This window comes from Corynebacterium sp. 401_CJEI (assembly GCF_001076435.1).
In the GTDB taxonomy this organism is placed as follows: domain Bacteria; phylum Actinomycetota; class Actinomycetes; order Mycobacteriales; family Mycobacteriaceae; genus Corynebacterium; species Corynebacterium jeikeium_D.
On the sequence record NZ_JVIP01000007.1, the window covers coordinates 35,033 to 47,822 of the forward strand.

Annotated in this window: 11 protein-coding genes; 8 read left to right on the forward strand and 3 right to left on the reverse strand. The window is 60.0% G+C overall.

The window, feature by feature from the left end:
- Positions 1 to 12 precede the first annotated feature (12 nt).
- The 7 genes from ADM64_RS01575 (at position 13) to ADM64_RS01605 (ending at position 8,988) form a co-directional block, all read left to right on the forward strand.
- Positions 13 to 2,628, forward strand: a complete 2,616-nt coding sequence (locus ADM64_RS01575; protein WP_049192972.1) for a glycoside hydrolase family 65 protein — start codon at positions 13 to 15, stop codon at positions 2,626 to 2,628.
- 416 nt (positions 2,629 to 3,044) lie between these two features.
- A complete protein-coding gene (locus ADM64_RS01580; protein ID WP_038627511.1) occupies positions 3,045 to 3,785 on the forward strand; it encodes a succinate dehydrogenase cytochrome b subunit in 741 nt (246 codons plus the stop codon).
- Between the two features lie 19 nt (positions 3,786 to 3,804).
- Positions 3,805 to 5,823 carry a fumarate reductase/succinate dehydrogenase flavoprotein subunit gene (locus ADM64_RS01585; protein ID WP_038627513.1) on the forward strand — a complete coding sequence of 673 codons (2,019 nt, stop codon included), beginning with the start codon at positions 3,805 to 3,807 and terminating at the stop codon, positions 5,821 to 5,823.
- Complete coding sequence (locus ADM64_RS01590; protein WP_016421966.1) at positions 5,823 to 6,572, forward strand: succinate dehydrogenase/fumarate reductase iron-sulfur subunit; 750 nt, start codon at positions 5,823 to 5,825, stop codon at positions 6,570 to 6,572. Before ADM64_RS01585 ends, ADM64_RS01590 begins: the two co-directional genes overlap by 1 nt.
- A gap of 40 nt (positions 6,573 to 6,612) precedes the next feature.
- A complete protein-coding gene (locus ADM64_RS01595; protein ID WP_038627515.1) occupies positions 6,613 to 7,011 on the forward strand; it encodes a hypothetical protein in 399 nt (132 codons plus the stop codon).
- A gap of 190 nt (positions 7,012 to 7,201) precedes the next feature.
- On the forward strand, positions 7,202 to 8,551 hold the full coding sequence (locus ADM64_RS01600; RefSeq protein ID WP_049192973.1) for a DUF445 domain-containing protein: 1,350 nt from the start codon (positions 7,202 to 7,204) through the stop codon (positions 8,549 to 8,551).
- A gap of 80 nt (positions 8,552 to 8,631) precedes the next feature.
- Positions 8,632 to 8,988, forward strand: coding sequence for a DUF2516 family protein (locus ADM64_RS01605; RefSeq protein ID WP_370548476.1), 357 nt, complete (start codon positions 8,632 to 8,634; stop codon positions 8,986 to 8,988).
- Positions 8,989 to 9,149: 161 nt separating this feature from the next.
- On the opposite strand, the gene purU is transcribed toward ADM64_RS01605, so the two are convergent.
- From purU to ADM64_RS01620, 3 genes are all read right to left on the reverse strand, one after another.
- Positions 9,150 to 10,055, reverse strand: coding sequence for a formyltetrahydrofolate deformylase (gene purU / locus ADM64_RS01610; RefSeq protein ID WP_016421970.1), 906 nt, complete (start codon positions 10,053 to 10,055; stop codon positions 9,150 to 9,152).
- Between the two features lie 17 nt (positions 10,056 to 10,072).
- Positions 10,073 to 10,843, reverse strand: coding sequence for an LmeA family phospholipid-binding protein (locus ADM64_RS01615; RefSeq protein WP_016421971.1), 771 nt, complete (start codon positions 10,841 to 10,843; stop codon positions 10,073 to 10,075).
- Between the two features lie 97 nt (positions 10,844 to 10,940).
- Positions 10,941 to 11,438 carry a DUF2505 domain-containing protein gene (locus tag ADM64_RS01620; protein WP_049192975.1) on the reverse strand — a complete coding sequence of 166 codons (498 nt, stop codon included), beginning with the start codon at positions 11,436 to 11,438 and terminating at the stop codon, positions 10,941 to 10,943.
- 85 nt (positions 11,439 to 11,523) lie between these two features.
- On the opposite strand from ADM64_RS01620, the gene ADM64_RS01625 reads away from it, so the two are divergent.
- Positions 11,524 to 12,699 carry a UDP-N-acetylmuramate dehydrogenase gene (locus ADM64_RS01625; RefSeq protein ID WP_049172410.1) on the forward strand — a complete coding sequence of 392 codons (1,176 nt, stop codon included), beginning with the start codon at positions 11,524 to 11,526 and terminating at the stop codon, positions 12,697 to 12,699.
- Positions 12,700 to 12,790 lie beyond the last annotated feature (91 nt).

Below are 12,790 nucleotides of genomic sequence, written 5' to 3' on the forward strand. Positions count from 1 at the left end.
GGCTCGTGACAAATGGCTGAGACAAAACCGGAAGGCATCATGGCCAACGATTCGACCACGGCAGCAGTCGACGAGACTGAGCGTGTGATTCCGCAGGGGCAGGGTCACGACGCGGAGACCGCAGAGGCTGAAAAACAGGAGGAGACGGTGTCCCCAGTTCGTCGTAAGCAGCGTCGTAACTTCCCGGCGGATCGTGCGGATAAGCACCACCACCTTGTAAATGCCGAGGGACTCATGGACCGAGACATCACTCCGGTCGATGAGTGGCGTCTGATTGAGACGAAGCCGAACGGCCTCCCGCTCGGTTTGGGCGAGACGCTGTTTGCGCTGTCGAACGGGTACATCGGCATGCGTGGCAACCCGCCGGAGGGCCGTGACTCCAGTGAGCACGGCACTTATATCAACGGTCTGCATGAGACCTGGCCGATTAGGCACGCCGAGGACGCCTACGGCCTAGCCCGCCAGGGGCAGACGATTGTCAATGCTCCGGACGCTAAGGCAATGCGTCTCTACATTGACGATGAGCCCCTGCGTCTCGGCAATGCTGAGGTCAGCGACTACGAACGTAGCCTGGATTTCCGCGAGGGCGTGCTGCGTCGTCGGTTCATTTGGCGCACCCCGGGTGGCAAGCGCGTTCGCGTCACCTCTGAGCGCATGGTGTCTTTCCAGGAAAAGCATGTCGCCGCGATGAGTCTGGAAGTCGAGCTGCTGGATGCGGATGCTGCGGTGATGATTAACTCGCAGATCCTCAACCGCCAGGACGGCGAGGACGAATACCACGATGCCGCTAAGGCGCAGGGCACCGAACTGGATCCCCGTCGCGCCGAGGCGCTGGAAGACCGCGTTCTCATTCCGGCATTTCAGTCGGAATCGGCGCACGGGCAGCGCTCGACGCTGGGCTACCGCTGCGCGAACTCCGGTATGACCGTGGCTACCTCCATGGACCACACCTTTACTGTCCGCACTCCCGACGGCACGGAGCCGTTCGTAGAGATTTCGCAGTCGACCGAGCCGGATGTGGCCAGCTCCCTGTTCAACCTGGATGCGCCGGTCGGCACTGTCATACGCCTGGAGAAGCTGGTCGCGTACCACTCCTCCCGTAAGGTGCGTGCCGAAGAGCTGGCATTCCGCTGTGAGCGCACCCTGAACCGCGTCGGCCGCATCGGCATGCTGGGGCTGATGGAGAACCAGGAGGAGTGGCTCGAACGCTTCTGGGAGCGCTCTGACGTGGTCATTTACAATCAGCCGGAGATTCAGCAGGCAGTGCGCTGGAACATTTGGCAGATTATCCAGGCCGCCGCCCGCGCCGAATTCCAAGGCGTCCCGGCCAAGGGAATGACCGGCACCGGCTACGGCGGCCACTACTTCTGGGACACGGAAATCTACGTGACCCCATTCCTTACCTATACGTCGCCGCAATTCTCGCGCAATGCCATGCGTTTCCGCTGGGACATGCTCGAAGCCGCGTGGGCGCGTGCCGACGAACTGGCGCACGACGGTGCCCTCTTCCCGTGGCGCACTATCAATGGTCAGGAGTCCTCGGCCTACTTTGAGGCCGGCACGGCGCAGTACCACATCGATGCGGACATCGTGTACGCGATGATGAAGTACGTCTATGCCTCCGGCGATGAGGAGTTCCTGCTCAAGGAGGGCACGGATCTGTTGCTCGGCACGGCCAGGTTTTGGATGTCGTTGGGATTCTTTGATGCCGAGCAGCGAGAGTTCCAAATTCACAGCGTCACCGGTCCAGATGAGTACAACACGGTGGTGAACAACAACCTGTACACCAACGTGATGGCGCAGTATAACCTGCGGGTTGCTGCGGACGTCGTCAAGCAGATGAAGCGTGATCGCCCTGCTGCCTATCGCGAACTGACCAACCGCTTCGACCTCACTGAGCGCGAGGTTGAAGAGTGGGAGCAGGCCGCTGAGGCGATGTACATCCCGTTCGATGAGAAGCTCGGCACTCACCCTCAGGATGACCAGTTCCTGCTGCGTAAGCGCTGGAATCTCGACGATCCCGAAGTTGGCCCGCTGCGCCCGCTGCTGCTGCATTACCACCCGCTGACGATTTACCGTCACCAGGTCATTAAGCAGGCGGACGTCGTCCTCGCACTGTTCCTCATGGGCAATCGCTTTACGACGGAACAAAAGCGCGCAGACTACATGTATTACGATCCGCTCACCACCGGTGATTCCTCGCTGTCCGCCGTTGTGCAGTCCATTGTTGCGGCCGAGTTGGGCTTGCAGGAGCAGGCAATGGACTTCTTCCTACGCGGACTCTATGTGGACCTGGCGAACTTGCATGGCAACGCTGCCGATGGTGTCCACGTCGCATCTGCCGGTGGTGTGTGGCAGTCCCTGGTCTATGGTTTCGGTGGTTTCCGCGATCATGACGGCCGCTACAGTATTGACCCGCGTCTGCCGGAGGACTGGAGTGGTCTGACGTACCGAGTCACTATTCATGGTTGTCGTATCCGGGTGACGGTGCGTGGCCGCACGGTGGAAGTCGTCCTGGAGGAGGGCGACCACCAGGTTGGACCGATTATGGTCGCGAGCCATGAGGTGATCATTGGTCCGGAGCCGTTGACCGTGGTGATGGCGAACTCGGATCAGAGCGAGGATTAGTCGGACGGCTTCGGCTGTACACGGTGCCAATGGGGGGGGGATTGCCTGTTGGGGGTGGCTGTTTGGGTTCTTTGGGGAATTCGGCAGGGGTAAAAATAAAGAATTTCGCAACATAATTATTGAGTATTAAAACCGTCCACCTGAGAAAAGTGGGCGGTTTTTTATTTCCGTGCTATTTATGTTGCGTTATTAGCTGGTTTGGGCGGGTGAAAAATCGGCAAAAGTCGGGGTAGGGGCGTTTTTATGGTGGGGAAGGGGATTTATACAGCGACGACATCAGAAGTGGCTAAAATGCGATAACCTGAGAAAAGGCGGAGAAAAGCCCTAGGTAACCTGTGAAAATCCCCACCCAAAAGGGGGAAAAATGTTTACCAGGCGCTGTGTGACTTTAGAGTGAATATGACACTGGAGGTGCCATGACTGTTAAAAGTTCAAACCGTGACGCAATCGCGCACGGCAAAATTAATGTAGAACCGCTGCGCGAGCAGCCTAAATACCCCTCATGGGCTCTGAAGCTGACCATGGCCGTCACTGGCGTGCTGTTTGGCCTCTTCGTTATTGTCCACATGCTGGGTAACCTGAAAATTTTCGCTGGCGCGGAAGATTTCAACGCATACGCGACCTTCCTGCGCACTGTCGGTGCTCCGGCAGTTCCGAACGAGGGCATTCTGTGGATTTTCCGCATTGTCCTGCTGGTAGCTATTGTCCTGCACATTTTCGGTGGCCTCACCCTGGCTGCACGTGCTAAGCAGTCCCGCGGCAAGTTCCGCCGTCAGGGCATGGTGTCCAGCTGGAACACCTTTACTGCACGTTCGATGGTGATCACCGGCATCGTGCTGCTGGCCTTCATCATCTTCCACCTGCTGGACCTGACCATCGGTGCTGGCGTTGCTCCGTCTTCTTTCGAGCACGGTGAGGCGTACCAGAACGTGATTGCGTCCTTCTCGCGTCCGGGTGTTGTTGTTTGGTACATCATTGCGCAGCTCGCTCTGCTGCTGCACCTGTCCCACGGTCTGTGGACTGCTACTTCCGACCTCGGTATCACCGGTAAGCGCTGGCGCAAGGTTCTGCTGTTCCTGTCCGGCCTGCTGCCGCTGCTGGTTGTTGTCGGCAACATCTTCATCCCAGTCGCCGTCCTGACCGGTCTGGTCTCGTAGGTCGAGGAGGAAATTTACTATGACTAACACTGAAGCAACCGTCGCTGCGGACTTCCGCGCGCCGGAAAGCGTTGTCGACGGGGTCAAGATCGGCAAGGTTCTGTCCGATAACTCCCCGGGTGACAAGGTCTCCATGAAGGACCACTGGCAGTACCAGAAGGATCACGCCAACCTGGTTTCGCCGCTGAACCGTCGTAAGTTCCGCGTCATGGTCGTCGGTACCGGCCTGGCTGGTGGCGCTGCCGCTGCTGCCCTCGGTGAGCTCGGTTACGACGTGCAGGTTTTCACCTACCACGACGCTCCGCGCCGTGCGCACTCCATTGCTGCACAGGGTGGTGTCAACTCCGCTCGCGGTAAGAAGGTCGACAACGACGGCGCTTACCGCCACGTCAAGGACACCGTTAAGGGCGGCGACTACCGCTGCCGCGAGAACGACTGCTGGCGTCTGGCTGTCGAGTCCGTCCGCGTCATCGACCACCTGAATGCAATTGGTGCTCCGTTCGCTCGCGAGTACGGCGGTACCCTGGCAACCCGTTCCTTCGGTGGTGTGCAGGTCTCCCGTACGTACTACACCCGTGGTCAGACGGGTCAGCAGCTGCAGCTGTCGACTACCTCGGCTCTGCAGCGCCAGATTGGTCTCGGCAACGTCGAGATCTTCACCCACAACGAGCTGGTTGACATCATCGTCGCCGACGGCCGTTGCCAGGGTGCCATCATGCGTAACCTCATCAATGGTGAGCTGACCGTTCACACTGCTCACGCAGTTATTCTGGCTACCGGCGGTTACGGCAACGTCTACCACATGTCCACGCTGGCCAAGAACTCCAACGCTTCGGCCATCATGCGTGCATACGACCAGGGCGCTTACTTCGCATCCCCGTCCTTCATCCAGTTCCACCCGACCGGTCTTCCGGTCAACGCGCACTGGCAGTCGAAGACCATTCTGATGTCCGAGTCGCTGCGTAACGACGCACGTATTTGGACCCCGAAGAAGAAGGGCGACGAGCGCCCGGCCAACGACATCCCGGAGGACGAGCGCGACTACTTCCTGGAGCGTCGCTACCCGGCATTCGGTAACCTCGTCCCGCGTGACGTCGCTTCCCGCGCCAACTCTCAGCAGATTAACGCCGGCTACGGTGTTGGTCCGCTGAAGAACTCCGTCTACCTGGATCTGCGTGACGCAATTGAGCGCCTGGGCCAGCCGGTCATCAAGGAACGCTACTCGAACCTGATTCAGATGTACGAAGAGGCAATCGGTGAGGACCCGTACAAGGTTCCGATGCGCATTGCTCCGACCTGCCACTTCACCATGGGTGGTCTGTGGTCTGACTTCAACCAGATGACCTCCATCCCGGGTCTGTTCACCGGTGGCGAGGCATCCTGGACCTACCACGGTGCAAACCGCCTGGGTGCAAACTCCCTGCTGTCCGGTTCGGTCGACGGTTGGTTCACCCTGCCGTTCACCATTCCGAACTACCTTGGCCCGCTGCTCGGTACCGACCGCCTGGCTGAGGATGCCCCGGAGGCCAAGGAAGCACTGGACCGCGCTCAGGCTCGCCTGGACAAGCTGATGAGCATCCAGGGTAAGCACGGCGCTGAGTACTTCCACCGCCAGCTCGGTGAGATTCTCTACCGCGACTGTGGTGTGGCCCGTAACAAGGAAGACCTGGCTCGTGGTATCGAGGAGATCCGCGAACTGCGTAAGGCATTCTGGTCTGACCTGTTCATCCCGGGTGAGCCGAATGAGATGAACCAGCAGCTCGAGTACGCTAACCGTGTTGCTGACTACATCGACCTCGGTGAGCTCATGTGTGTCGACGCCCTCGACCGCGATGAGTCCTGCGGTGCTCACTACCGCGATGACCACATCTCCGAAGATGGCGAGGCAGAGCGCGATGACGCTAACTGGTGCTTCGTTTCCGCATGGGAGCGAGGCAACAATGGTCCTGCATGGGATCAGTCCGGTCACGAATTCATTCGCCACGCCGAGCCGCTCACCTTCGAAGCCGTCCCGCTCATGACAAGGAACTACAAGTAATGAAACTGCACCTTGAAATCTGGCGCCAAGCAGGTCCGAACGTCGAGGGACACTTTGAATCCGTTGACGTTGACGACGCCGTCGCAGAGATGTCGATCCTGGAGCTGCTTGACCACGTCAACTCCAAGTACGTCGAGTCCGGCAAGGAGCCGTTCGCGTTCGCATCTGACTGCCGTGAGGGTATCTGTGGTACCTGTGGTCTGAACGTCAACGGTCGTCCGCACGGCCCGGGCCAGAACACCCCGACCTGTCAGCAGCGCCTGCACCAGTTCAGCGATGGTGACACCCTGAAGATCGAGCCGATGCGCTCCGCCGCATACCCGGTCATCAAGGACATGGTCGTTGACCGCTCCGCTCTGGACCGTGTCCTCGAGCAGGGTGGCTACGTCTCCATCAACGCTGGTACCGCTCCGGATGCAGATACTCTGCACCTGAACCACGAGACCGCTGAGTTCGCACTTGACCACGCAGCCTGCATCGGCTGTGGTGCTTGTGTCGCAGCTTGCCCGAACGGTGCTGCACACCTGTTCACCGGCGCAAAGCTGGTTCACCTTTCCCTGGTCCCGCTGGGTAAGGAAGAGCGTGGCAAGCGTGCCCGCAAGATGGTTGACGAGGTCGAAGGCACCTTCGGTCCGTGCTCCCTCTATGGTGAATGTGCTGACGTCTGCCCGGCAGGTATCCCGCTGACTGCGGTTGCCGCCGTCACCAAGGAACGAGCTCGTTCGTTCTTCCGCGGTAAGGACGACTAGACTCTTTCTCGATTAGAGTTTTCCAGAAGGGACATAGATTATGGCGAATGCAGTCAAGCGTTACCAGGGCGAAGAGCACTTCGTCGACGGTTACGTGCCTCAGAGCATGAATGCCGAATACTCCTCGCTTCACAAGAGCATTACCTGGATTGGCATGGGTCTCATTCTCGCCTCTCTGGCGGCTTGGGGTACCTTCATTTTCGGTCTCGCAACGACCGTTTTTGCCGACCAGACTGCTGCCTCTCACAGCAACGGTTTCCTGGCTAAGGATGCCGCCAACTACACCGACTACACCGGTGGTTGGAACTTCGACGGCAGCGTGTTCATGTGGGCTGGCCTGGTAGTCGCACTGGTTATGGTTATTGCGGGTGTGGCCTGCATCTCCATCGGTCGTCGTGACTACAAGGCTTACCGAAAGGAATTCGGCACTCACCACTAAAGGCTTGCCCCAGTTTAAAGGGGCTCGCCTCTAGGCGGATGCAACGCTAGCCTTTTGAACTAGCACCTCCACAGTTGATGCCACTGTGCACAGTGTGCTGGGGTGGGGAAGTACTGGGAAGTACCTCTCTCACCAACAGCGGACTGCGGCGCGGTGGCATTTTCGCGTTTTCGGCGCCTAATCTATACACATGGATAACAACCCCGCTAAGCTCCCGGCAGCTGTAGATGCGGTCTCGGACCGTCTCGAAGTTCCCGGGCCATCACCAGAGGTTGAGGCGGAAAAACGTGCGCAACTGCGTAAGGCCAAGGCCTTCGCTACGATGCTGCTGGTCATCGCGACCGCTGTGTATTTCACATGCCGCGGTATTGAGTCTTCACACTTATCCGCAGGCGAAGTTGTGCCCGCGTGGGTGGGCTACGTTCGCGCTGCTTCTGAGGCTGGCATGGTCGGTGCCCTCGCCGACTGGTTCGCAGTCGTAGCTCTGTTCCGCCACCCGCTCGGCATTCCTATCCCACACACCGCTATCGTCCGCCGCAAGAAGGACCAGGTCGGTGAGTCCCTGGCGCAGTTCGTCGGTGATAACTTCCTGAACCCCGCTTTGATTGTGGACAAGGTGCGTAAGGCCGAGATTCCTGAGCGTATTGGCGAATGGCTGGTAGCGCCGGGAAACGCCGACAAAGTGTCTGCAGAGGTCGGTAAGTTCACCGGAAATGTGCTGGAGGCGATTAATCCTGACGATGCCGCCGCAGTGCTGAAGTCAGCAGTCATCGACGAAGTTGCGGCCCCGGAGTGGGGACCACCAGCGGGTAAGGTTCTCGAGCAGCTCATCGAAGAGGGGCGCACCGAGCCTATTGTCCAGCAGATGGCTGAGTGGCTGCACCGGAAGTCGCTGGGCTCGCAGAATCTTATCGACCGTCTCGTCGGAGAGCGTGCCCCATCCTGGGCGCCGAGCTTTGTCAACGATCTCATCGGCGACAAGGTCTATCGCGAGCTGGTTGATTGGACCTGGCAGGTGCAGCATGACCCTAAGCACGACGCGCGCTTGGCGCTCCACCGCTTCCTCACGCAGCTCGCCGTTGATTTGCAGAACGACGAGAAGACCATCGCCAAGGTCGAAGAGATTAAGACTGACATTCTTTCGTCCGCTGCCGTCACACAGGCACCGGCGAAGATTTGGGCATCGACATCCGCAAAGCTTGTCGACGCTGCCCGCGACCCGGACTCCCTGCTCCGTCGGAAGGTCTCGGAAACGGCCGCTCGCTACGGCGAGCGGATCCAGTCCGATCCTGAGTTGCGCAAGCGAATGGATCGCCGTTTGGAAGCGGCTGTCGTCTTCATCGCTGAGAATTACGCGGGCGAGATTACGTCGATCATTTCCGAGACCGTCGAGCGTTGGGATGCCGATGAGGCTTCCGACAAGATTGAGCTGATGGTCGGTCGCGATCTGCAGTTCATTCGCGTTAACGGCACCGTTGTCGGATCACTGGCCGGTTTGGCTATTTACACCCTGTCGACCTTGGTATTTGGAGTTATTTAGCAGCTCAACCCAGCACATTCGAACGTGTGCGTTAGCATGTAAAAAGCAAATGCATCCCTGTTAAAGGAGTTGTTCCCCCGGTGCGCCTGTTACCATCTTTGCCCAGTCTTGCGGATTCGCCGCTTATGGCGATTTCCGTCTATATGGACGTCCTGTTTCAGTTCGCCATTCCGTTTGTCATCGGCATCTTGGCGCTAATCGGTGCGGTGCTTGTCATCACCACCCGCGCGGATGCCTTTGACGCTGCAGACCGCAAGAGCCGCAACGTCTGGGCCGGCATGCTGGTCGGTTCGGCTATCTTCCTGCTCTTGCCGTGGCTGGGCTGGGCAATGCTGGGCATCCCGCTGATTGCCGGACTAGTCATCACGGGTATTTACTGGCTGGATGTTCGCCCACAGATCAAGGACATTTTGTCGAACGCACAGGGCGGGTATTAGTCCCGGGCGGGTGCTAGCCCAGGGCGGGTGTTAGCCCGCACAACTGAGAAAGTGTCTGGGTTTATGACAGTTTCTGGGTGAAAAACCCGGTGATTTTGTCATAAACCCAGACACTTTCTTTCTGGGGGAGGGGATAGGGATAGGTCTGGCTCCCCGAAAACCTACTGGAACACCACGGTGCGGTTGCCGTAGACCTGCACACGATCCTCCAGGTGCCAGCGCAAACCGCGGGCGAGGACCTGCTTCTCCGCATCGCGACCCTCACGCTGCATGTCCGCAGCGGTGTACTTGTGGGAGACACGCATGACGTCCTGCTCAATAATCGGGCCGTCGTCGAGGTCCTCAGTGGCGTAGTGGCAGGTGGCACCGATGAGCTTCACACCACGTCGATAAGCCTGCAGGTACGGGCGCGCGCCCATGAACGACGGCAGGAAGCTGTGGTGGATATTGATTGCGCGGCCTTCCCACTTTTCGCACAGATCCGGCGGCAGAATCTGCATGAAACGTGCGAGCACAATGGCATCCGGGTTTTCGGCATCGACAATCTCGGCGACCTCATCGAATGCCTTACGCTTGCCGACGGCATCCTTGGGGAAGGGCACGTGGTGGAAGGGAATGTCATACGCTGCGACCAGTGGCTCCAGATCGCGGTGGTTACCAATTACTGCAGCGATTTCCATCGGATAGTCGGACTGTGCGACGCGGCCGAGCAGATCCTGCAGGCAGTGGCCTTCCTTGGTCACCAGGATGACAGCGCGCTTCGGGACAGCGTTGTCGGTGACCTTCCAGCGGACCTCAGGGCCCCAATCACCGACGAGCTCAGCGAACTTCTCGCGCAGCTCTTCTACCGTCAGGTCGAGAGCGTCGGCGCGGACCGCCTGGCGAGTGAAAAACCATCCGGTCTCCGGGTCGGAGAAGAAGTCCGCCTCGGTAATCCACGCACCAATGTCGGACAGGAAGGTCGACAGGGTGGAAACGATACCGGTACGGTCTGGACAGCCGAGCGAGAAGATGTACTGGCGCTCGGTGGGAGTACCGCTATTTGCGGTGATGAGAGAGCGAGTCATTCTCGGTATCTTACCTGCTAGCTAAAGGTAAGTTCGCTCACGGTCGACAAAGGCAGATTTGCGCCCGTCAGCGTCAACGCCAGGCCCTCTCCGGTGACGTGCGCTTCCTCCACCTGCATACCGTGGCCGATGTCGTAGCTCAACAGCGTACCGCTCGCTTCTCCCAGCCAGCCGGCCAGGCCATCGAGGTTTAAGCCGAGGATTGAGCCGCCCTCCAAGTTGATTTCGATATGACCGCCGTTGGCAATCGGGCGGAACTTGGAGGTCGCAAATCCGGAGGCGAATTCAATGTTGAACAGGCCTTCGTCCGGCAACGGCGTGATTGTGGAAGCGCGTACACCGCTTTCCCGGTTAATTAGCGCCTGCAGCAGCTGAGGTGGGATTGTGACATCTACTCGCAGCGACTCTGCGGTCGGATCCGCACGATTGCTCAGATCCACGTTTTCCAGGTGCACTTCCGCTGCCGGGTCACCGTTGATCTCCGGTGCGCCACCCAGCGCCTCCGGGTTCTTGACCTCCAGCGTGTTCGGAGTGGACAGATCCATCGAGGGCACTGACTTGGTGGCCAAGGCGAGCAGCATCGGGCGGGTGCCGAAAGAAACCTTGGGGTCTTCAGTGACCGTCGCACCACGCTCTTCGGCGGAGGTGCGGTAGCCGTCGGAAATCTCCTTGCTCACGAACATCCGGACGCCGATTTCGCCGGCAATCGCAATGAGTGCCACCACGATGATGACACCGAGGACGGTGGGCAGGACTTTGACGCTCGACGAGCGTTTAGCAGAACTCATGGTTCCCAGTCTTGCTTAACGACGGCTCCGTCGCTACCACCTTTCTTCGCCCGGGTGTCCGCCCCCGGTGCCGCCTCGGTGTGCCCCGCTGCGCAACCTACTTAGTGACGTAGTCCGCCAGCACAGCGGTCTCAGCGTTGAGGACGCGCTCCAGGTACGGAGCTGCCTTCTCCTCGAGCTTGCCACCGAGCAGCGGCACGTTGATGGCGAACTCGGAGTTGGTGGTCAGCACGGAACCTTCACCCTGGGCGGTGAGCTTCTGGGACGCACTGAAGGACGCCGGTACGCCCGAAGCTTCTGTGGTCAAAGTAGAGGTCGCGCCGTCGTCGTTAAGCGGGCTGATGACGAACGTGCGCGTCATGCCGACCCCGGACTTGACGAACTTCTGTGCCTGCGCCGGAATCTTGTCAGCAGAGACGGTCTGGCGAATCACGACGGTGGTGCCAGCGTCGGTGGTCTCGAACTTTTCCACCTTGCCGTCAGCTGCCGAGAAACGGTTTGCGACCTTCTCCCAGAAACCGGCGTCGGTGAGGGCCTCGTAAACCTTCTCAATCGGCTGGTCGAAGTTGACGGTGTGCGTGTTAGTCGTACTCATGCGCTTGATGATACGTAATTTGCACTACGCTAGGGGCGTGGAAAATCTCGACCAATCGCCGAACCCAATTCACCTGACCTCCGACATGGAAGAAGCCATCGATGGGCTTGCGGGGCTAGAGGGGGTGGAGCTCAGCACGCATACCGCTTTCGCGGATTTGACGACGCTCCGCCTTGGCGGGGTGCCACGCGCGGTCGTGCGGTGCAACACGACGGACGCTGTGGTCGATGTTGTACGCACGCTTGACGACGCTAACGTGCCCCTCCTCATCGTGGGAGGCGGATCCAACCTGGTGGTGGCCGATGAACTCGAGCCGCTGGTGGCTGTGGTGATCGAGGCCGACAACGTGACCATGAGCACTCGCGGACACGGGCTGGAGTCCGTGTCGGCAATCGTGGAGGCCGAGGCCGGTGCGGTCTGGGACGAGGTCGTGGAGATGAGTGTCGACGCAGGTTTTGGCGGCCTTGAATGCCTGTCGGGTATTCCGGGATCGGCCGGAGCCACTCCGGTGCAAAACGTGGGCGCCTACGGTGCTGAGGTGTCGCAGGTCCTGGACGCGGTGCAGCTTTACGACCGCGCAACCGGCTCGGTCGAGTGGGTGGAACCGGAGTCTCTCGACCTTTCCTACCGCTACTCGAACCTGAAGTTCACCGCACGGGCAGTGGTGCTGGCCGTGCGGTTCGAGCTCAGTGTGGATGGCATGTCCGCGCCACTTCGCTATGGCGAACTGGCGCGGCGCCTGGGCGTCGACGAGGCCGAGGCTGCGGCTGGCGAGATTCGCAGGCCGGCTGCGCTGGTGCGCGAAAAGGTGCTTGAGCTGCGCCGGGGCAAGGGCATGGTGCTCGAAGATGCTGACCGCGATACCTGGTCGGCGGGTTCTTTCTTTACCAACCCGATCATTCCGGAGAACTCGGTGGAGGCCGTGCGTGCAAAGGTTGCCGCGCTGCGTGGGGCCGATGAGGCCGCGAATATGCCCGCATTCCCCGCTGGCCCCGGCCACGAGGGAGCCGTGAAGCTCTCGGCGGCGTGGCTTATCGAGCGCGCCGGGTTCCCCAAGGGCTACCCCGGTGACGGTGCGCCCGCGCGACTGTCGACTAAGCACACTCTTGCCCTGACCAACCGCGGGGAGTCCGGCGACGGTACGCCTACGACCGCCGCCGACTTGGTGGCTTTGGCGCGCGATGTGCGCGCTGGTGTGGAAAAGGCCTTCAGCGTGACCCTGGTGCCCGAGCCGGTGTGGGTCGGCGTGAGCATCGACTAGGCCCGCGGCGGGTGGCTGATGGCCAGTGGGGGCGGACTGGAGAGGCTAGCGTGCCTGATGGGACTAACGGGGGTGATGGGGCTGACCGGGG

Coding starts and splice junctions, on each gene's coding strand:
- ADM64_RS01575 (WP_049192972.1), top strand. CDS start 13: ATGGCTGAGACAAAACCGGAAGGCATCATGGCCAACGATTCGACCACG.
- ADM64_RS01580 (WP_038627511.1), top strand. CDS start 3,045: ATGACTGTTAAAAGTTCAAACCGTGACGCAATCGCGCACGGCAAAATT.
- ADM64_RS01585 (WP_038627513.1), top strand. CDS start 3,805: ATGACTAACACTGAAGCAACCGTCGCTGCGGACTTCCGCGCGCCGGAA.
- ADM64_RS01590 (WP_016421966.1), top strand. CDS start 5,823: ATGAAACTGCACCTTGAAATCTGGCGCCAAGCAGGTCCGAACGTCGAG.
- ADM64_RS01595 (WP_038627515.1), top strand. CDS start 6,613: ATGGCGAATGCAGTCAAGCGTTACCAGGGCGAAGAGCACTTCGTCGAC.
- ADM64_RS01600 (WP_049192973.1), top strand. CDS start 7,202: ATGGATAACAACCCCGCTAAGCTCCCGGCAGCTGTAGATGCGGTCTCG.
- purU (WP_016421970.1), bottom strand. CDS start 10,055: ATGACTCGCTCTCTCATCACCGCAAATAGCGGTACTCCCACCGAGCGC.
- ADM64_RS01615 (WP_016421971.1), bottom strand. CDS start 10,843: ATGAGTTCTGCTAAACGCTCGTCGAGCGTCAAAGTCCTGCCCACCGTC.
- ADM64_RS01620 (WP_049192975.1), bottom strand. CDS start 11,438: ATGAGTACGACTAACACGCACACCGTCAACTTCGACCAGCCGATTGAG.
- ADM64_RS01625 (WP_049172410.1), top strand. CDS start 11,524: ATGGAAGAAGCCATCGATGGGCTTGCGGGGCTAGAGGGGGTGGAGCTC.